The organism is Chamaesiphon sp. (assembly GCF_041738855.1).
Lineage (GTDB): Bacteria > Cyanobacteriota > Cyanobacteriia > Cyanobacteriales > Chamaesiphonaceae > Chamaesiphon.
Map to the genome: position 1 here is coordinate 1 of NZ_JBGSPA010000154.1, position 19453 is coordinate 19453.

The 19453-nt window shown below is 47.5% G+C and carries 17 protein-coding genes and 2 pseudogenes; 10 read left to right on the forward strand and 9 right to left on the reverse strand.

Going from position 1 to position 19453, the window contains the following annotated elements; all coding sequences use genetic code 11:
* Positions 1-264 precede the first annotated feature (264 nt).
* The 3 genes from ACEW9I_RS15900 to ACEW9I_RS15910 all read left to right on the forward strand — a co-directional run bounded on the left by ACEW9I_RS15900 (position 265) and on the right by ACEW9I_RS15910 (position 2549).
* Positions 265-690, forward strand: a complete 426-nt coding sequence (locus ACEW9I_RS15900; RefSeq protein WP_373541309.1) for a fasciclin domain-containing protein — start codon at positions 265-267, stop codon at positions 688-690.
* A 113-nt stretch (positions 691-803) separates the two neighbouring features.
* Positions 804-1853, forward strand: a complete 1050-nt coding sequence (locus ACEW9I_RS15905; protein WP_373541357.1) for a DUF3326 domain-containing protein — start codon at positions 804-806, stop codon at positions 1851-1853.
* A 108-nt stretch (positions 1854-1961) separates the two neighbouring features.
* Positions 1962-2549, forward strand: a complete 588-nt coding sequence (locus ACEW9I_RS15910; RefSeq protein ID WP_373541310.1) for a CPBP family intramembrane glutamic endopeptidase — start codon at positions 1962-1964, stop codon at positions 2547-2549.
* A 56-nt stretch (positions 2550-2605) separates the two neighbouring features.
* Here ACEW9I_RS15910 and cofH read toward each other — a convergent pair whose 3' ends face one another.
* On the reverse strand, positions 2606-3769 hold the full coding sequence (gene cofH, locus ACEW9I_RS15915) for a 7,8-didemethyl-8-hydroxy-5-deazariboflavin synthase subunit CofH (RefSeq protein WP_373541311.1): 1164 nt from the start codon (positions 3767-3769) through the stop codon (positions 2606-2608).
* Positions 3770-4131: 362 nt separating this feature from the next.
* Positions 4132-6960 carry a Calx-beta domain-containing protein gene (locus ACEW9I_RS15920; RefSeq protein ID WP_373541312.1) on the reverse strand — a complete coding sequence of 943 codons (2829 nt, stop codon included), beginning with the start codon at positions 6958-6960 and terminating at the stop codon, positions 4132-4134.
* A 361-nt stretch (positions 6961-7321) separates the two neighbouring features.
* Here ACEW9I_RS15920 and ACEW9I_RS15925 point away from each other — a divergent pair, with 361 nt between their 5' ends.
* The 3 genes from ACEW9I_RS15925 to ACEW9I_RS15935 all read left to right on the forward strand — a co-directional run bounded on the left by ACEW9I_RS15925 (position 7322) and on the right by ACEW9I_RS15935 (position 9294).
* The gene (locus tag ACEW9I_RS15925) at positions 7322-7933 is read left to right on the forward strand and encodes a Uma2 family endonuclease (protein WP_373541313.1); all 612 of its coding nucleotides are present in this window, start codon (positions 7322-7324) and stop codon (positions 7931-7933) included.
* Between the two features lie 108 nt (positions 7934-8041).
* On the forward strand, positions 8042-8671 hold the full coding sequence (locus ACEW9I_RS15930) for a Uma2 family endonuclease (RefSeq protein WP_373541314.1): 630 nt from the start codon (positions 8042-8044) through the stop codon (positions 8669-8671).
* A gap of 308 nt (positions 8672-8979) precedes the next feature.
* Complete coding sequence (locus ACEW9I_RS15935; protein WP_373541315.1) at positions 8980-9294, forward strand: hypothetical protein; 315 nt, start codon at positions 8980-8982, stop codon at positions 9292-9294.
* A 277-nt stretch (positions 9295-9571) separates the two neighbouring features.
* Here ACEW9I_RS15935 and ACEW9I_RS15940 read toward each other — a convergent pair whose 3' ends face one another.
* Genes ACEW9I_RS15940 through ACEW9I_RS15950 form a run of 3 tightly spaced genes read right to left on the reverse strand, consistent with a single transcriptional unit; the run spans position 9572 to position 10409 of the window.
* Positions 9572-9790 (reverse strand): type II toxin-antitoxin system HicB family antitoxin, encoded by a 219-nt coding sequence (locus ACEW9I_RS15940; RefSeq protein ID WP_373541316.1) that lies wholly within the window; start codon positions 9788-9790, stop codon positions 9572-9574.
* Positions 9790-10044, reverse strand: coding sequence for a type II toxin-antitoxin system HicA family toxin (locus ACEW9I_RS15945; protein ID WP_373541317.1), 255 nt, complete (start codon positions 10042-10044; stop codon positions 9790-9792). Before ACEW9I_RS15945 ends, ACEW9I_RS15940 begins: the two co-directional genes overlap by 1 nt.
* Before the next feature lie 41 nt (positions 10045-10085).
* Positions 10086-10409: a DUF433 domain-containing protein gene (locus ACEW9I_RS15950; RefSeq protein ID WP_373541318.1), complete on the reverse strand. Its 324-nt coding sequence runs from the start codon at positions 10407-10409 to the stop codon at positions 10086-10088.
* A 261-nt stretch (positions 10410-10670) separates the two neighbouring features.
* On the opposite strand from ACEW9I_RS15950, the gene ACEW9I_RS15955 reads away from it, so the two are divergent.
* On the forward strand, positions 10671-13253 hold the full coding sequence (locus ACEW9I_RS15955) for a M1 family aminopeptidase (protein ID WP_373541319.1): 2583 nt from the start codon (positions 10671-10673) through the stop codon (positions 13251-13253).
* A 318-nt stretch (positions 13254-13571) separates the two neighbouring features.
* Here the strand turns inward: ACEW9I_RS15955 and ACEW9I_RS15960 are convergent, their stop codons facing one another.
* Together ACEW9I_RS15960 and ACEW9I_RS15965 are read right to left on the reverse strand one after the other, a co-directional pair.
* Positions 13572-14915: a cytochrome P450 gene (locus ACEW9I_RS15960; protein ID WP_373541320.1), complete on the reverse strand. Its 1344-nt coding sequence runs from the start codon at positions 14913-14915 to the stop codon at positions 13572-13574.
* A gap of 266 nt (positions 14916-15181) precedes the next feature.
* Complete coding sequence (locus tag ACEW9I_RS15965; protein WP_373541321.1) at positions 15182-16555, reverse strand: cytochrome P450; 1374 nt, start codon at positions 16553-16555, stop codon at positions 15182-15184.
* Positions 16556-16592: 37 nt separating this feature from the next.
* Between ACEW9I_RS15965 and ACEW9I_RS15970 the strand changes: the two are divergent.
* A pseudogene (locus tag ACEW9I_RS15970) lies at positions 16593-17207 on the forward strand (TetR family transcriptional regulator); the annotation flags it as partial.
* Positions 17208-17264: 57 nt separating this feature from the next.
* Positions 17265-17364, forward strand: a pseudogene (locus tag ACEW9I_RS15975) (IS1 family transposase); the annotation flags it as partial.
* A 203-nt stretch (positions 17365-17567) separates the two neighbouring features.
* On the opposite strand, the gene ACEW9I_RS15980 reads toward ACEW9I_RS15975, so the two are convergent.
* Entirely contained in the window at positions 17568-18251 is a 684-nt protein-coding gene (locus tag ACEW9I_RS15980) for a bacteriorhodopsin (protein ID WP_373541322.1), read from the reverse strand.
* Positions 18252-18446: 195 nt separating this feature from the next.
* Here ACEW9I_RS15980 and rpe point away from each other — a divergent pair, with 195 nt between their 5' ends.
* The gene (rpe, locus tag ACEW9I_RS15985) at positions 18447-19136 is read left to right on the forward strand and encodes a ribulose-phosphate 3-epimerase (RefSeq protein ID WP_373541323.1); all 690 of its coding nucleotides are present in this window, start codon (positions 18447-18449) and stop codon (positions 19134-19136) included.
* Between the two features lie 96 nt (positions 19137-19232).
* Here the strand turns inward: rpe and psbM are convergent, their stop codons facing one another.
* The gene (gene psbM / locus ACEW9I_RS15990; RefSeq protein ID WP_373541324.1) at positions 19233-19349 is read right to left on the reverse strand and encodes a photosystem II reaction center protein PsbM; all 117 of its coding nucleotides are present in this window, start codon (positions 19347-19349) and stop codon (positions 19233-19235) included.
* Between the last annotated feature and the right edge of the window lie 104 nt (positions 19350-19453).

Genomic DNA, 19453 nt, shown 5'->3' on the forward strand with positions numbered 1-19453 from the left:
GGCACAAGTATCGAGCAGGTTGAAATGCGACTTCTCACCTTTTTTGAAACTCAGCAATTGCAGACTCCAATTCAAATTTCAAATACGATTCAACATATCTACAACCTTATCCTATAGTCTTCTGGCGGGAAGGGAGTAGCTGGGGCGATCTCACCCCTTTGGACGATTTGGTTACCGCTGTATATTTGGTAAGGTGCAAGAGAGTTCGATCGCAACTTCAGTGAGTGCGTCAACAATCGTCTAAACTTCGAGCAGAAAGTAAGCATGGCAAATTTATTACAAACAGCTTCACAGTCTGGTGACTTTACCGTGTTACTAGCAGCAATTAAGGCAACTGAACTTGAAGATACTTTAAATAGTGAGGGTTCGTTTACAGTTGTGGCACCGACTGATGATGCCTTTGCGAAGTTGCCACCAGCAGAGCGCGACGCCTTGTTTGCCAATATTCCCAAGCTCAAACGGATCGTACTCTATCATGCCATATTGGGAAATGTCCGATCTGATGATTTCGCTGAAATCGATGAAGCTCCCACGGTAGAAGGCTCGGTAATTGCCATCAAACGATCGGGTGGCGAGACTCGCATTAACGATGCGCTGGTGACGCAGATGGATATCCTGGCTGACAATGGTGTCATCCACAAGATCGATACGGTGTTGATGCCTGGAATCTTGGCACACGAATACGACTAGGTTGGTGACGCTCGATCTCAGCATCGCAAGCTACTAGTAGCTTGAATCGATCGGGAATTTGCCTGATGATGGACACAGCCGCGATCGAGCGGTACCAACATCGCCTGTTATTTATGCCCAACCCTTATACAGTAGTTCTCATCGTCCCCACAGGTATCGGAGCCGCGATGGGTGGCTATGCTGGGGATGCTTTGCCCATCGCTAGAGCCGTGGCGGCAAGTTGCGATCGCTTGATTACTCACCCCAATGTGATGAATGGAGCGCAGTTGTATTGGAGTATGCCAAACGCGCTCTATGTCGAGGGTTACGCCTTGGATAAATTTGCCGCAGGTACCTGGGGACTGCAACCAGTGCGCCGCAATCGGGTGGGCATAGTATTCGATCGATCGATTCCCGATGACTTGCGCGTCCGACATTTGCAAGCCGCAGATGCAGCTAGAGCGACCCTAGGACTAGAGCTAACTGATTATGTGGTCACCGATCTGCCACTGGGAGTAGAGCTGCGTACGGCGTCGTCTGGAGCCTCCTGGGGGACGATCCAGCAGCCGGATAGTCTGTTGCGGGCGGTAGACAAATCGATCGCGGTGGCTGGAGCCGAAGCGATCGCCGTTATTGCCAGATTTCCTGACGATCCGGGCGCGACGATCCTCCATGACTATCGACATGGTATCGGTGTCGATCCGTTGGCAGGAGCCGAAGCCGTCATCAGTCATCTTGTCGTGCGTACCTTCAAGGTACCTTGCGCTCATGCGCCAGCTCTGTCACCACTGGATCTCGATCCCGAGATTTCTCCCCGCTCGGCGGCGGAGGAGCTGGGATATACATTCCTACCCTGTGTTTTAGTGGGCTTGAGTCGTGCGCCCCAATACATCACCGCAATGCAACCGCAGCAAGGGATCTGGAGTGATGAAGTGGATGCCGTAATTGTCCCTGAATCTGCCTGTGGCGGGAGTGGATTGATTAGTTTGGCGAGATCGTCACGCGCTAAAATTATTACAGTCTTAGAAAACCAGACGCGGATGGCAGTAACGCCAAAGCAGGTCAGGATCGAAGCGATTGCGGTAAGATCGTACTTAGAAGCGATCGGTGTCATAACGGTCGATCGCGCTGGCATGAGTCTCGATAGTTTCTACCCCCAGATCGATCGACTCCAAGAGTGTTAGATAGTTGACAGTTGACATGTTAATACACCTAATTAAACGCAACTAATACTCTCTGCCCTCCCTCTACCCCTACAGCCTAAAGCCTAAAACCTAAAGCCTAAAGCCTAGATGAGTAACTCGCACCCAGACACCGAACCCTTATCGCGAATGCAGATTTTGATAGCGATGGCGTTGACTGCCATTATTTTGGTGGGGATAGCCAAAACGTGGCTATATTTTGGAGATTTTCAGTTGCGCCCAGTTTCGATGACGGTGGCGGATTTTGGGATGGGGATTGCCTTGGGATTGGGATTGACTGGTTTGAGTGCGATCGTCTATGCTGCTTGGGCGATCTATCGGGAGAGTGCAGATTTTTATCTAGCAATGGTACTCAAGCCGTTGGCTATACCGGATATGTTTTGGCTGGGAGTACTACCTGGATTGAGTGAGGAGTTATTGTTCCGAGGTGTGATGTTGCCAGCACTGGGACTCGATCCGATCGGGATCGTGCTGTCTTCGCTGTGTTTTGGGGTGCTACATATGACCAATGCCCAACAATGGCCTTATGCAGTGTGGGCGACGGTTGTAGGGATATTATTGGCATTTACAACGGTCGAAACTGGGAATCTATTTATTCCGATCGTCGCGCATATTACTACCAATTTTATTTCTGGTTTGACGTGGAAGTTGCAACGGTTTCGTGTCGATCCGTTGTGATCGGCTAAACCGATCTCAGTCCCCAAGCAACTATCAACTCGATCGCGTGTGGCGATCTAAATTAGATCGTATAAAGTACTGCGTTGAGCATAATCGCGATCGATCTCCTGAATCGCACCTTGTAAATCCGCAACCGTCAGCGATGTGCCCCCCTTGGCTCCCGCCATAGTGGTAATATGCTCCTCCATCAGCGTACCGCCCAAATCGTTACATCCCCATGTTAGAGCAGTTTTCGCGCCTTCTAGACCCAATTTGACCCAACTGGGTTGATGATTGGGGATGTAGTTGCCCAAGAAAATTCGGGCGACGGCAGTGAGCAACAGATTGTCGGCGAGAATGGGTTGATCGCGACCGACGCGACTGCGGAGTGGTGCTGGTGCAGCTTCACCGACGAAGGGAAGGATAATAAATTCGGTAATGCGGGCGGGCGATTGAGAGTTGAGGGCGTGTTGTTGGATCTGTCTGAGTTGGGCTAAATGGGCGATTTGCTGGGTGGGTGTCTCGATGTGTCCGGCTAAGATGGTACTCGTCGTCGGCATTCCCAGGCTGTGAGCGGTGGTGATGATTTCGATCCAGGTGGCACTATCGATTTTTTCAGGACAAATGACGCGGCGGATATTGTCATCGAGGACTTCCGCTGCTGTACCTGGCATCGAACCCACGCCAGCTTGTTGCAGTGCAATGATGACATCGGCATAGCTCAAACCATCTTGACGGGCGATGAATTCGACTTCTTGCGGGGAGAAGGCGTGAAGATGGAGTTGGGGAAAGGTGGTTTTAATCGCGGTGACTAATTCTACATAAAAAGTTAGCGATCGACCCTCAATTTTTGCCCCTGGATGCAATCCGCCCTGCATACAGATTTCGGTGGCTGAAAGGGCAACGGCATCGGCGGCTTTGGCGAGGATCTGTTCGGTACTGAGCCAAAATGCACCTTCGGTACCTGCGTCGCGGCGGAAGGCGCAGAAACTACAGTGCTGTTCGCAGATGTTGGTAAAATTGATATTGCGGTTGATGACGTAGGTGACAGTATCACCGACTTGCTGTTGGCGTAACTTATCGGCGGTACTGTGAATCCGCTCGATCGCCTCTGGAGCAGTTTGAGTCAGTAGCAGCAGTGCGTCTGTGGCGGAAATATCATCGCCTTGCAAGACGCGATCGAGGATGCGATCGACTGTGTTAATGTCTGAAACAGTGGTTGAAGTGGCGATCTCAGACATAGCAATGATACCCAGGATGAACGACGAACGAGATGGACTGTCGATCTCTATTGTATGAGGTAGAGGGTAGCGATGCGCGCTCCTCGGGTTCCCCGAGGGTTTAGCGCATCAAGACAGAGGGTAGAGGGTAGGAAAAGATCCCCGACTTCTTCAAGAAGCAGTCCCAGTAGGGTCAATACGGTTCGGTTAGCTAGTTAGGTAGCGGTTGAAACCGCCGCTAGTGATGCAAAGTCCGCCTTCGCGGACTGACAATATCTAAGAAAATGGACTTAACCGAACCGTATTGCCAGTAGGGTGGGCACTGTCTTGACTCGCTCAATCTGGAGGAAACCTCCACAGCGCGAGTCGCTGCCCAGTTGAAGTTAATTTTTGATAGTCATTTGAAAGACTAAATCGTTATAATCGCGATCGCCACCACCATAGAGATCTTCAACTCCAAACTTGTTGTCACCGAGCAATCGGAAGTGATCTACTTTGTCAGGATTGGCACCAATATAGTTGAAGTAAGCATGAATGCTATTGTTGGCATTATTGTTGGGGTTCTGCTGGAGGAAGTTATCAAAAGTACCATTGGCAACTACTACCGGAGCCATGATTTTGCCGCCACCTACGAGCATATTGGTGTCAACTTGACTCTTGAATCTGGTACCGAGGACAGCACTCTCAATTGCGGCTTGAGCATAGCCGACATCGCCAGGTTTGAGTCCATTGGCGAGGGTACCGCGATCGTCTTCGACTGCATAGAATGCAATAAAGTTATTGTAAGCGGCTTCTCCGATCGTCTTCATATCGACGATCGCGCCACCACCGTAGCCGCGCAAATCGATAACTTGTCCTTCCAGCTTGCTTTGCAAACTAGTACCGCCTTGAACATTGATATTATCCAATGCTTCTACTTTTAAAGTGATATCTTTGAAGGCAAGATCGTAGGTACCATTGGTGTTGCTGGTAAATTTTACTTGCGGAGCATTACTGGGATTGGCAGATGGTAGCGAAAATAAGATATTCGCTGTGGGTTTGCCAGCCGCGAGAGCGGTTTTGACGCGATCGAGTGTATCGTTACTAACAGCCAAAAATTCGATTTTTTCGCCAGGGGCAAAGTTGAGATAACGTTGGGAATTACTATCCTGTTGGCGATCGAAAGCACTATCACCCATACTAGAAAAGATCGTACTCGCGCGCCCGATGGCGGCTGCTAGATAGCCACTTTCACCAGGCTTGATGCCATTAATGCTCCCCAGATCGTCATCGACGACAAAAGCAGCGATTTCGCTGAGTTCGCTACTTGGCGAGGCAATTTTGGTGAATTTGAGCAGCGTCTTGGCTGTACCGCCTTCAATTGTCAACAGATTTTTAACTGGTTCGAGCAGTTTGGGAGTATCCGAGTCATTATCGGCGATCGCGATCGTCCCACTATTTGCCCCAGTAATCAAATAATCCGCAGTTGATAGGGACAGTTTGACATTTTCGGTACCTTCATAGATCTTGTCATCGATCGGTTGGACATCAATAAATGCTGTGTCTGCACCGATGGCAAACAGGCTCGTACCAGTCAATGTTTGATAGTCAGCACCATTGGTACCCGTACCGGAAAGTGTATATTTGACAGTCAGCGATTTGGTCAGGTCGCCACTACGGGTAATTACAAATTGTCCAGGGTTGGCAGTTTCACCAGTTTTAGTTTCCCCAGCAGTTGCGTCGCTCACAGTCAGAGTGAGGGGGATATCATCGTTGACAATGGTGCCAATTGCTGTTTGTTCGGTACCGAGAGTGACATTAGTCGGATCGGAAAGAATAACGGTAAAAGTTTCGTCAGGTTCGATGTCGCGATCGCCACTGATGGATACTGCAATCTGTTTGGTAGTCTCGCCCGGAGCGAAGTAGACAGTTGTTTTGTCGAGAGCTGTATAGTCGCTGCCAGCGGTAGCTGTACCATCTGCGGTGGCGACCTCAACCGTAATTTCTACTTCGCTCGGTTTATTCAACGTGACATTGAAAATCGCGTCTTTTGTGCCGATATTACCTTCTGTAAAACCAACATTATCAATGCTGACTGTGGTAGGTAGCTCGACAATCGAACTATTATCAGCGATGGTGATTCGAGCTTGTCTGCTGCGATCGCTCAGGTTGTAGCCAGCACCATTATCGATCGTCAGCACTACCGATTCGATCCCTTCTGCGGTATTGTCAGCGGTAGGTTGGACTGTGACGGTGGCAGTTTCTTGACCCGCTAAAAACGTCACGGTACCAGTGAGATTGGTATAGTCAACACCACTTGTAGCTTTGCCAGAGAGTGTGTAACTAACAGTAATAGCCTTACTGGTATTAGCATTGACACGCGTCAGCGTAAAAGTTGCTGTATCCCCATTCTGTTCAAAAGCATTCGCATCAGTAGCTGCTACTGTAATTGTTTCTGGTAAAACAACTTGAGATGGCACACCAGAACCAAACAGCGTCTCAGTAACATAAGTTGTGGTTGCCCCTGCTGCTAATACGAAGGTATTTCTAAATGCTGGTGTGACATCATAAGGCGCACTATCAATAAATGAGTCGCCATTGGTATCACCTTGGATCGTTCCTGAGAGCGGATCTCCCGCCAAGATTCTGCTTTGTAACGAAGAATACTGACCGATTTCAAATCGGTTGGAAGTGAGTGTGGTACCTCCATTTGCTGTAATACCAACAAAGGTAGTCGGTGCTGCGGGATTGTCGCCACTGTCAGTTTCAAATAAGATATCCCGACCATTGCGGACGATCCTACCACCGCGATCGGCGATACTCCCATCAAACTGGAGATCGCCATCAAAGTAACGAACTAATTCAAAACTGATTGACGTATTAGTAGGATTGGTAATTTGATAAGTCTGAGTCAGACCGCTCCCCGTTCTTTTCCCACTCTTGGTCAAATCGCTAACGGATTGAACTAGGTCAAACTGCAAGCCAGATACTAAAAAGCTAGTAGCAGTACTGGTGGTGTCTATGGTCGTAGGTGAAGTGATATTTGTTGCTAATCCACTAATAAATTTGCGTACTCCAGTCGTACCAATCCGAAAGGCGACATCAGATCGAAAAGTTGTATCGTTCGCTTCTTGGGCACCGACTGGATCGTAGTTAGCTCCGCTAAAGGAGCCTGTACTACTGACAATTAAGTCTAATCCACCATCCCCAGCAGCAGTGTTTAGTTGAGTCATATTATAGATTTATTGGTAGATCTGCAAATCTCAATCTTGGTCGAGATTGTCTTGTTGGTATCTGTCGATCGAGCATCATCAGCCAAAATTCAGCCAAATCTCTCTGGACATAGTGTTCCCACAATTACTTACGTATCGAACTACTCATGATATAAACTTCTACCAGGGCGCGCGATACCATACCTGTTAGCACAACCGAGCTGAGTTGAGCCACCATGCGAGACTCGGATCGAGAGCGCAGATGCTGCGCGCCAAACTACAATCGATCTGGAGGGAGCGGGCGATCGCGAGTCAAGCAGAATCTCGCCAGTGATAGAATAAAAGCGACACAACATCGCTCTCATAGACGCTTGGAGGTTTGATGACGATCTCTACCGCTCCCACTCCGCCTGTCAATACTCAGCCATTGCTACTGGATGTCAGTAATACCACTCTGACGGTCACACCAGCGCAATTCGACAGGCTGTGTACAGACAATCCCGACCTCCGCCTCGAACTGACCCCAAATCGAGAATTGATCGTTATGGCTCCAACAGGCGGCGAAAGTGGGAAGAAAAACTTTAAGTTGTCAGGTCAGCTTTTTGTTTGGAATGAAAGCACCGAATTAGGTGAAGCATTCGACTCATCAACAGGCTATGATTTCACAGCATTCGGCGGTGGAAAGCGATCTCCTGATGTCTCTTGGATTGAGAAGTCGAGGCTGGAGGGAATAGATATCGTTGGATTTATCCCAGTAGCACCAGATTTTGTCATAGAGCTACGTTCTGCCACCGATAGCTTGACAGCAACCCAGAGCAAGATGAAAGAGTATCAAAGGCAGGGGGTACACCTGGGGTTGTTAATCGACCCCCAGCATAGAAAAGTGGAAATTTATCGCTCGGGACAAGAGCCAGAGATATTAGAGTCTCCAACGCAGATCGATTGTGGTGATGTGATGCCAGGTTTTGTACTGAGGATGAGTAAAATTTGGTAGTTTAACTTGCGGATTAAAGTTTGTGCGGTGCAAGGATTTGAGTCGTTATCGTTCGCCGTAAATTTCTGAGTAAAATATCTACAGCGACCCTTTCCCTTGGGAGCAGTTATGACCGCAACACTAATCCAAAGTCCAGATCGTGTAGTTCTCAAACATATTAGTTGGCAAACGTATCAGTCGCTCATTATTGACCTTGAGCGAGAGCCTGCGATGCGACTGACTTACGATCTTGGTACCCTCGAAATTCGTATGCCACTCGCTCCACATGAAACTTATAAAAAAATTCTCGGTCGCCTGATTGAGACGGCAACAGAAGAACTCGATCTGGAAATTCGCAGCTTGGGTTCGCTCACATGTAGCCGTGAAGATCTCGCCAAAGGACTAGAACCCGACCAATGTTATTACATCCAAAATGAGGCAATGGTGCGAGGTGTCGAGCAAATCGATCTGGCAAAACTACCGCCACCAGATTTAGCAGTGGAGATTGATATTACCAGTAGTTCTCTGGATCGATTCTCGATTTATGCCGACCTCAAAGTTCGAGAGATTTGGCGGTATGATGGGCAAGTTTTGACTATCTATGGACTGGTAGGATGTGAGTATATTGTCCGAGATAGCAGTATTGCTTTACCACGATTGAAAACGGCAGATGTTTTACGATTCCTAAGTTTGTCAGCATCAATTGGCGAAAATAATTTGGTGAAACAGTTTCGTCAGTGGTTGAGAACTCTTGAATAACCGATTTCAAAATCGATTAGCTGTTAGGATAAAAATCCTTGCTCTATATCATTTGTAGCTTGTGAGCAGTTCCCACCCTACAAAACTACTTGTGAATTGAAGTTGTGACTTGGCGAGGGTTTGAGTCGCGATCGCTGGCTACACTACATCGCTCTCATGATAACCCTCAGGTTGCTACTCTACCGATGAGTATAAGTCCATCGAGAGAGGATTTTGAGCAATATATTCGGAACAATAAAAATGTGTGAGGTGACTATTTGCAACAAATTACAGGATTACTCAAACCAAATCAATCATAGGAAGGTTTTATGGCTCAGGCTGATATCGACTCTACCATTGCGGCTCTACAACAGGGTCTGACGGCTATTCCTGCCGACCAAGCGGTCACTGTCATCGACAGTTGGCAACAACAGCTTCAGGGCAACCCCATCGCTGAAAAATTGGGCGACCTCAAAGCCGCACTGACCTCTGGCACTACCAGTAACGGGATGTCGCTCGCTGAAATTCTCGCTGACATTGGTCAAGGTACCACTGAAGCCGCCGAAAGTGCAGATCCAAGTGCTGCTGCTAAGGTGAAGCAACTAGGACAATTGCTATCTCAATCAGCTAGCTCGTTGAAGTAGTCTCTGACGATGGATAGCTGCTTCAATTACTAGTGCCTCTGCACTTACTTTTTATAGATAAGAAACAACCTGGAGGTTGGGTTGAGCATAGCTCAACCCAACCTCCAGGTTGTTTCTCTTTATTCAATTGGATACTGCATTTTTAAAAAGTAGAAACTACTCATCGATATCCCGCAGGGCTTGGGCAATCTCTTCAGGATGAGCATCTGCATAATTCCAGGCGGTGGCTAAATCGCTCTCTGTGAGATGGGGATACATCTGAAGGAGATCGCGATCGCTAAACACTCAAAGCTTTCATTTTTTCGATCGCTCCTGCTACATCGGGTAATTTCTGTCCGTATTTCTCGGCTGTCTCCAGCCATAAATCGGTCACGATTTTTAATTCGCCTAAAACTTCATCTATAGTTTCTCCTTGCGCCAAGCAGCCTTTCAATGCTGGTATTTCGGCAACATAGCCACCTTCTTCACAAGGATAAATTACAATTGGATACTGCATTAGTCTTCTTCCTCATTTAGTTGTGTATCTGCTGCTTCAATTAATTCCAAAACTTTTCGGACATATATTGCTTTGACTCGATTGTTATGGACAGGAATGACAAAGGTTGTTTCCGCATATTTGAAGATATGGTGACTGCCTGTAACTCTATCTAGATAAAACCCTTCATATTCTAGTAAATTGCGAAGATCGGAAAAAGTTGCATTCTGAGGACTATTTGTAAGTCTCTCGATTATTTTTTCTCTTTTGCCCATCGTCACCCAATTGAAATTAATTCATTTTTAAAAACCAGAAACTACTCATCAATGTCCCGCAGGGCTTGGGCGATCTCTTCAGAATGGGCATCTGCATAATCCCAGGCGGTGGCTAGATCGCTCTCTGTGAGTTGGGGATACATCTGCAGGATATCGCGATCGGTACAGCCGAGATCCTGGGCGTTGACTAGCTCCCAGATGGCAATCTGGGTATTGGCGATGTAGGCTGCACCGTCACTAATTTCTGGCGGTTTGGCAATTTCTGGCTGGGTACTCACCAAACTGTGCGTCAATAACTGGATGACGCGCTCTTTTTCGCTACGTGTCAAGGCTAGTAGCTGGGATTCTAAGTCTTTGAGCGTCATAATTTAAGGTAAGCCTTAGATAATTCGAGTTGTTAGTCATGACCCTAAGCGGTTAGAAACCGCTGTCTTGATGCGCTAAACCCTCGGCAAAGCCTACGTATCGCGCATCGCTCCTCGAGGTGCAAAGTCCGCGTAGGCGGACTAAAACCACTAGTCCGCCTACGCGGACTTTGCAGCATTAGCCACGATTTCAATCGTAGGCTCTCTAGGGACTAACAACTAAGCTTAGATGTACAAAAATAGTATCTATAGATTCTAATTATGCCTTACAGCCATTTCGATGAGAGCAACGGACACAAATCCTTTCAACTACCTGGTTCGCGCCCTCATTATAATCCCGATCGACCCGGACAGGTCGAGCATATTGCACTAGATTTGGTGCTCGATATTCCCAATTCTAGTTTCACGGGTACCTGTGCGATTCGGCTCAATCCGGTGCGAAATGCGATCGAGTCCCTCACTTTGGATGCGGTGGATCTGAAGATCGATCGCGTCGAAATTGACGGTACCGATTGCGAGTTTAATTATGATGGGGAATTGTTACATATTCCGGTGAAGGTTGATGTGATTGCTGGCAAAATCTTAGATTTGGTCATTTATTATGGCGTAAATAACCCGCAGCGCGGTTTATATTTTATCCATCCTGACGAACATTATCCCGACAAGCCGACACAGGTATGGACGCAGGGTGAAGATGAGGATTCGCGGTTTTGGTTTCCCTGTTTTGACTATCCTGGGCAACTGGCAACTTCGGCAATTCGGGTGCAAGTACCTAAAGATTTTGTAGCTATTTCCAATGGTGAATTAGTCGAACAAACTATGTTCGGTGAAGATCGCGTTTATCAATGGATGCAGAAGGAAATTCATCCCACATATTTGATGACATTGGCGGTGGGCAGGTTTAGCGAAATTGCCGATAGTTGGAATGGTAAGCCCGTTACTTATTATGTCGAGCAAGGGCTGGAAGAGTCTGCGAAATTGAGTATGGGGAAAACGCCCCAGATGATTGAGTTCTTTAGTGAGAAGTTTGGTTATCCTTATCCTTTCCCTAAATATGCCCAAGTCTGTGTCGCTGATTTCATCTTTGGCGGGATGGAAAATACTTCGGCAACACTGTTGATGGATCGCTGTTTGCTTGACAAACGGGCATCTTTGGACAACTTTAATACCGAGAGTTTAGTCGCTCATGAATTGGCGCACCAATGGTTCGGCGATCTGGTCGTCATCAAGCACTGGTCGCACGCTTGGATCAAGGAAGGGATGGCTTCATACTGTGAGGTATTGTGGACGGAATATGAGTATGACAAAGATGAAGCTGCCTATTATTTACTCGGTGAAGCGCGTAGTTATCTGAGTGAAGATAGCGGTCGTTATCGTCGTCCGATCGTCACCAATATCTATCGGGAAGCGATCGAGTTATACGATCGTCACATTTATGAAAAAGGTGCGTGTGTCTATCACATGATTCGGGCAGAATTGGGCGATGAATTATTCGATCGCTTCGTGCATACCTTTGTCAATGATAATGCTCACAAAACTGTCGAAACGATCGATGTGCTGCGCGCGATCGATAAAGCAACCGGACGAAATTTAGCATTCCTGTTCGATCAATATGTGTATCGCGGCGGACATCCAGATTATAAAGTTGCCTATAGTTGGGACGGTGATAGTAACTTAGCCAAACTAACAGTTACTCAAACCCAAGCTAAGGATGGGATTCATACCCTCGACAACGATTTATTCGATCTCAAAATCCCGATCGGTTTTGGTTATGTGAAAGATGGTGTCGCCGATGTCAAAATTACCAAAATCCGCGTTTATGAAAAAGAACAAGTTCTGTATTTCCCCCTCGAAACTAAACCCGATTTCATCAGCTTTGATGTCGGTAATAACTATTTAAAAACCGTTACCCTCGAATATCCCCTGCCCGAACTCAAAGCACAGCTCAAGTCAGATCCCGACCCGATTTCGCGGATCTATGCCACGGAAGCGATCGCCAAAAAAGGCAACCTCGAAGCAGTAGCCGCTCTAACTGAATGCCTAACAACTGAAAAATTCTGGGCGGTGCGACTCGAAGCCGCACAACAGTTAGCAACAATCAAACTCGATCTGGCTGTCACCAATCTAGTTGCAGCCATTGGGGATGAAGATGCCTTCGTGCGGCGGGCGATCGTCGATGAATTGGGTAAGATCAAAACGCCTGAAACCTACGCCGCCATCAACCAAATCGTTGAAGCTGGCGATGCTAGCTACTACGTCGAAGCTGCCGCTTGTCGCGCCCTCGGTGGGATGACTACCGCCAGCCTCAAAGACAAGCAGGAAGAAGCGATCGCGCTCCTCACAGATGTCCTCAATACCCGCGCTGGCTGGAATGAAATCGTCCGAGCAGGTGCGATCGGCGGTTTGAGCAAAATGACCGATGCGGAGACGGCCTTAAAAACCATCCTAGAATACGTCAAACCAGGCGTACCTCAACCACTCCGGTTAACCTCAATTCGTGCTCTTGGAGCCATTTCTAACGGTCAATCCGAGGCAAATCTGACTGCGATCGTCGAGAAGCTGTCCGAACTCTCCCGCGAGTCATTTTTCCTCACTCAAGTATCCGTAGTCAACGCCTTGAGCCAGATGGAGACCGTCAAAGCGATCGGAGTTTTGCAAGGTTTAGCAAGTCAAAGCCCCGACGGACGCGTCAAACGGATGGCTGATGAAGGTGTCCAAAAAGTGCAGAAAAAAATCGGTACGGATGGAGCGGTGAAACAGTTGCGCGAGGAGTTGGAAGAGGTTAAGAAAACCAATCAAGAATTGAAAGGTCGATTGGAAAATTTGGAGGCAAAAAGTAAATAACGTCAGTATCTCCTGTCGGAGAGGCTACGCCAACGGGATAACAAGAGCCTAGAGACTGAAGTCTCTGCTCATGATGCAAAGTCCGCCTGTCTTGTCTTGCTAAACCCTCGGCAAAGCCGAGGAGCGCAAGCCGCTACGCGGACTGTATCTTCAGTCCGCGTAGGCGGACTTTGTGACACTAGCCCCGATTTCAATCGTGGACGGGGCTAGAGCGGAGCAAATATGCTTATCCTGTTGGCGTAGCCTCTCGGAACGAGACACTCACGTTAGATCGGTTTTGAGCCTTGTCCTCACATACCTTGATTGCCAGCAAAAGATCTAATCGATCGGCACAAATGTTGCTCTTAGCTGCTTTTGCATCGTAAACGGGCGGCGCACAGGTGCAATTTTAGCAGTCGTGGGAGTCACCGTCCAATCGTATTTTTGGAGCAAAGTCGAGAGGATAATTTTCATCTCCATCTGGGCAAGTTCCACGCCGATACAGGTATGTGCGCCACCGCCGAAGCCAATTAAGGAATAAGGTTGTTTTTTGTCTTCCTCGCGCGAGGGCGCAAACCTGTCAGGATCGAATGAATCTGGATCTTGATAAATCTCTGGCAACCGATGAGTCAGCATCGGAGAGATAAAGACAAACCAACCAGCAGGAATCAGATAGCCAGCATATTCGATATCTGCCAATGCCACCCGAGCGATCAGAAAAGCTGGTGGGTAGAGGCGTTCGCCTTCTTTGATAACATTAGTCATCTGGGGAAGTTGACGCAGATGAGTCATCGAGATCGGCTCTTTACCTATTACTTGCTGCTGTTCGTCGCGCAATCTTTGTCGCCATTGGGGACAATTGCCTAGTTCAAATAACAACCAACTCATCAGGGTAGATGTGGTATCATGCCCAGCAAATAGAAATGCGATCGCTTGGTCGATTACTTGTGTTTCGGTAAATTTATTGCCATCTTCATCAATCGTATTTACCAGTAAACTAAGTACATCTGTCGATCGATCTAAGTCGCCGAGTGCGGATCTTTGAGCGATAACTTGACGAATATAATCAGCAATTTTACGACGGGCGGCTTGCCCGCGTCCGTAACTAGTCAGCGGACTATCCCAACGAACGACACCAGAGACACTATCGACTAAAGTATTGAACCACCCGCTTACCTGCTCGATCTCTGCCGTACTTTCGCTACCTAAGAAAATCTTCACCACGACAGTTAGCGTCAGCTTGTGTAACTCCGCACTCAGATCGATCGTCTCGCGAACGCCCCAATCAGCCATCGCAGCAGCGACAACCGACTGAATGGTATCAAAGTAACTCGCGATCGCCTGTGGCAGAAATACAGGCAAAATCAGCCGCCGATTCGTGCGATGCGCTTCGCCATCTTTTAGCAACACACTATCTGGCGAAATCGTTGCTAATAATTTATTGCCCAATCGCGATGATAGCTTGTCGGCGGCATCTTTTAACACCAGTCGATTCGCCTCTGGCCCCACTAGACAAACCGTTTTACCAAATATTAATGATGATGTTTTGAAAATATTGCCATTGTCTTGATGCTTTTGCCAATAAAATTCTTCCCGCTTGACAAGAAAATCAATGAGTTCGCCAATAATCGGCAATCCATAGCTACCTGGGATCAGCTCGGCAGATTTGAGTTTATTATTCATCGCCACGAATTTTGGCTAAGTGGGCATCTACCCAGGTTGAGTATGACTTCTATGTTAACGAAGATCTTACTATTGTGTCGATCGATTAAAAATATTCCAACACTAAGCCCATTCTCCTAAAAATCCCCTCCCAGGAGGGGTGCCCGACAGGGCGGGGTGGGTTCACCATCTCCGCTAGTACTAATTCCGATCGATCTGGCTGACTACTATCGATCGAAACGATCGGGAAGATAGTAGGTGAGATGCGAAGATCTACCCACCCCGCCCTACGGGCACCCCTCCTGGGAGGGGATTTTTACAAACGTTGCTATTAACTTTTTCTGCATACTAAAAGGTTTGCGTACTGGCGAAATTTCGGCGATGGTGGGTGTCACCGTCCAATCGTAATTTTGCAGCAACGTCGAGAGAATTATCTTCATCTCCATATTGGCAAATTCCACGCCAATACAGCTATGGGCACCACCACCAAATCCAATCAAGGAATAAGGATATTTCTTGTCCTCCTCGCGCGCGGGCGCAAATCTATCGGGATCGAATGAATCTGGTTCTTTGTAAATTTCTGGCATTCGATGAGTCATGCTGGGAAAAATCACAATATACCAACCAGCCGGAATATTGTAGCCAGCATACTCAATATTTTCTACTACAGCTCGACTCAGTGCATGAACTGGCGGATAGAGGCGTTCGCCTTCTTTGAGGACATTACTGAGTTGGGGAAGTTGACGGAGATGTTGGAGTTTTAATAGTTCGTTACCTGCTACTTGTTGCTGTTCTTCGCGTAATTTTTGCCGCCATTCGGGACGATTACCCAGTTCAAACATCAACCAACTCATCAGGCTCGATGTGGTTTCATGGGCGGCAAATAGGAAGCCGATCGCTTGATTGATAATTTGGGTTTCGGTAAACTTATTACCATCTTCATCGACGATACTCATCAAAAAGCCGATGACATCTTTGGAACGCTCTAAATCGCCGAGATCGATTCTGTCTTTAATAATCTGCCGAATATACTCAGCAATTTGACGACGTGCTGCTTGCCCTCTTCCATAAAAAGTGAGTGGAGTATCCCACTTCACCATCCCGTTGAGGCTATTGACTAGAGTCACATACCACTGCGATACTCGATCGATCTCTTCGGTCTTGGCACTACCTAAAAAAGTCCTGACAGCGATCGAGAGTGTCAGTTTTCGCATTTCTTTTTCCAGGTTAATCGTGCCCTGCTTGCCCCAATCTGCCACTGTTTCAGTCACAACTGCCTGCATCGTGTCAAAGTAAGACGCGATCGCCTGATGGTGAAATATCGGCAAAATCAGCTTGCGACTGGCGCGATGCTCTGCTCCATCTTGCAGCAATACCATGTCTTTACTAAGGATCGGTTCTAGCGATCGATTACCCAATCGCGATGATAACTTATCGGCTCCATCTTTTAACACCAATTGATTCGCCTCTGGCCCAATCAGACAAGCACATTTACCAAAACCGATCGCCTCTGGTAGCGATATTTTGAATATTTTGCCGTACTGTTGGTACTGTTGCCAATAAAATAGCTCTTGTTGAGCGAGGATGCCAATTGTCTGCCCGATTAGTGGCAATCCAAAGCTACCAGGCATCATGTCAGCGGACTTGAGTTTATCAGTCATAACAACAATTTATTCCAAATTGTGACATAATTAGTTTATGAGCAAGTCCTCATCTTTGTCAAGCAATAAAATTCTCCGCCGTCAACCCCAGCAACAACGCGGGAAACAGCGAGTAGAGAAGATTTTGATTGCTGCTGCGGAAGTTTTCGCGGCGGCGGGATTTGCAGCAGCTACGATCCAACAAATAGCCGATCGAGCCAATACTGCCGTCGGTTCTATTTACCAGTTTTTCCCAGATAAATTAGCAATTTTTAACGCTTTATTTGCCGAGCATCTGCGGCTGGCAGAAACCATCGAAGCGAATTTTTTTGCTCAGGATATTGACTTCCCACTCGCCCAAGGCATTAGTAAATATATCGATGCCAATGCGATTTATTTCGAGCAGCCGATTCCACGTTGTATCGCTTTGCAGGATTACTTACAGCCGATTGGGGGTCTAGATAGCATGATGGTGGATCTTCCCAATCTCCAGTCGATCTCATTCAAGCGACATGCTAATATGTATCGACAACGCAACCCCAACTTGAGCGTAGCCAAAAGTGAATTACTCTCAGAAGTTGCTCACAATATCGTGGAGGGGTTGGTGCTGAATGCGCTCAAAAGTGATAAAAAATATCGGCAGGATATCTATGCCGAAATCAAAGATGTTCTCTATGGCTATCTCAATCCGCACATTGGCGACCATCTTCTCGTTTTGCACAGTGATAAGATGATATGTCCAGATTGTCAGAGCGATCGAGTAGCCAAGAATGGCAAACAACAAGGTAAGCAGCGGTATGTATGTAGAGGATGTGGTCGGCAATTTGTCGATCGCTACGCAGATAGAGGGTATCCTCTAGAGATTAAGCAGAGGTGTCTCGATCTCCATCAACAGGGAGTCAGCTTTCGCGAGATCGAACGCAGTACCGGAGTCTCACACAACACAGTGATTAACTGGGTGAAAGATGTTCGGTTAAAGTCTGATTGAAATCGATATCCTCGCGATGTCAACCGATAAATCGAATGTAGATAATTAGGTAGTCTCCTGAACTTTTTGGGCTTCTAGCTGTCGGAGTGAGCTGAGCGACAGGAATCCAAATCCCACTTTGGAGGCGACATCTAGCAGCGTATAGCCCATCGTTTCGTACCCTTGACTGAAGACACCAAAGCCAGTCGCTGCTAGTATCCAGACTACAGGGTACAAAGTCCATAAGATGACATGGGCGGTGAGTAGTTTCCGAAATACCTGCTTGGCGTGTGGGTAGTGTCGTTCGGCTTGACGGCGGTAAGGCTGTAGCAATAGATAGAGCGTTGCGATAAAGGCACCACAGCTTACCAAATACCAAATTTGGTTCATCGGTTTGGGCGTAATTGCCCCGACAAAACCAGTCGCAATCATGTAGGCATTTGCCCCAATCAAGCTGCCTGTAATTGGTAAATTTGTACGACCCAAAAAAGCGAGATCGAGGATCAGCAGTGGTGTCGAGCAAAACCAGGTGATGTATCGCACCCAAAATGTCGGTCGCTCGTAAATCACCTGAAATCCCAAACCCAGGGACATCGCTAGATACAGTCCAGCCGCGATCAGACAGATAAAAAAGTTGAGGGTATAGAGGATCTGCCATCGCTGATTGGAGGCACGACTTGCGCCGAACCCAAACACGAGGCTACCAAATATCATCGCGATCGTGCCAATCTGTAGCCAAATTTGTACCATGACCTAATTTGAGATAAATAACTCTGAAAATACTTATCTCTAGTGTTGCGGATACTGGAGCTGTTGTTATCTAGCGATCGAGAGATTTACACTCATCATTAGCAACTTGTCCGATCGACCCCTAACCCCTGTTAAAATTGAAGAAATTGTAAAAATTTTTACCGAAATTTACTCATCAGGAGAACTATAGTAACTATGAGCGAAAAATCCCTGGCAATCTCCCCGTCCATCCTGTCTGCGGACTTTAGCCGCTTGGGTGATGAAATTCGGGCTGTGGATGCTGCTGGTGCCGACTGGATTCACGTTGATGTCATGGATGGACGGTTCGTACCAAATATTACGATCGGCCCGATGATTGTGGAAGCCATTCGCCCCCATACCACCAAGCCCTTGGATGTCCACTTGATGATCGTGGAACCCGAAAAATATGTGGCTGACTTTGCCAAAGCGGGTGCCGATATCATCTCTATCCATGTCGAGTACAACGCTTCCGCGCACGTCCATCGCACGCTCGGACAAATCAAGGAACTCGGCAAAAAAGCAGGCGTCGTGCTCAATCCTGGTACGCCACTGGAACTCATCGAGTATGTGCTGGAATTATGCGACTTGGTGTTGATCATGAGCGTCAACCCTGGATTTGGCGGTCAAAGCTTTATTCCCAGTGCGGTTGCCAAAGTCGCTAAGTTACGCCAAATGTGTGACGAGCGCGGACTCGATCCCTGGATCGAAGTCGATGGCGGACTCAAGGCCAATAATAGCTGGCAAGTCATCGAAGCTGGTGCCAATGCGATCGTCGCTGGTTCAGCGGTATTCAAAGCTCCTGACTACGCTGAAGCCATCAAAGGCATTCGCAATAGCAAACGTCCACAGTTGGTAACTGCTTAAACAGTTGACAGTTGACAGCGAAGTTGTTACTCAAAAGACTGCTGGAGTTAAACTCCGAGCAGTCTTTTTGATGTGAGCCAATTTAGCGGCAACAGCTTAGGAGTCAGTACCAGTATTGTTGGAGTTGGTTTGGATATAGAGAATAATTAGGAAAATCGAAGGGACTAGGACAAATAGTAAACTGGCAACAAAGCCTAAATCGTTAGTTTGCATAACAGTAATTCTTATCAAGAATGTCGATCGGTACCCTTACTAGAATATCATTTCCACAGACACTCGCCGATCGCCACAGATTCAGCCATCGATCGCCGCCGCCC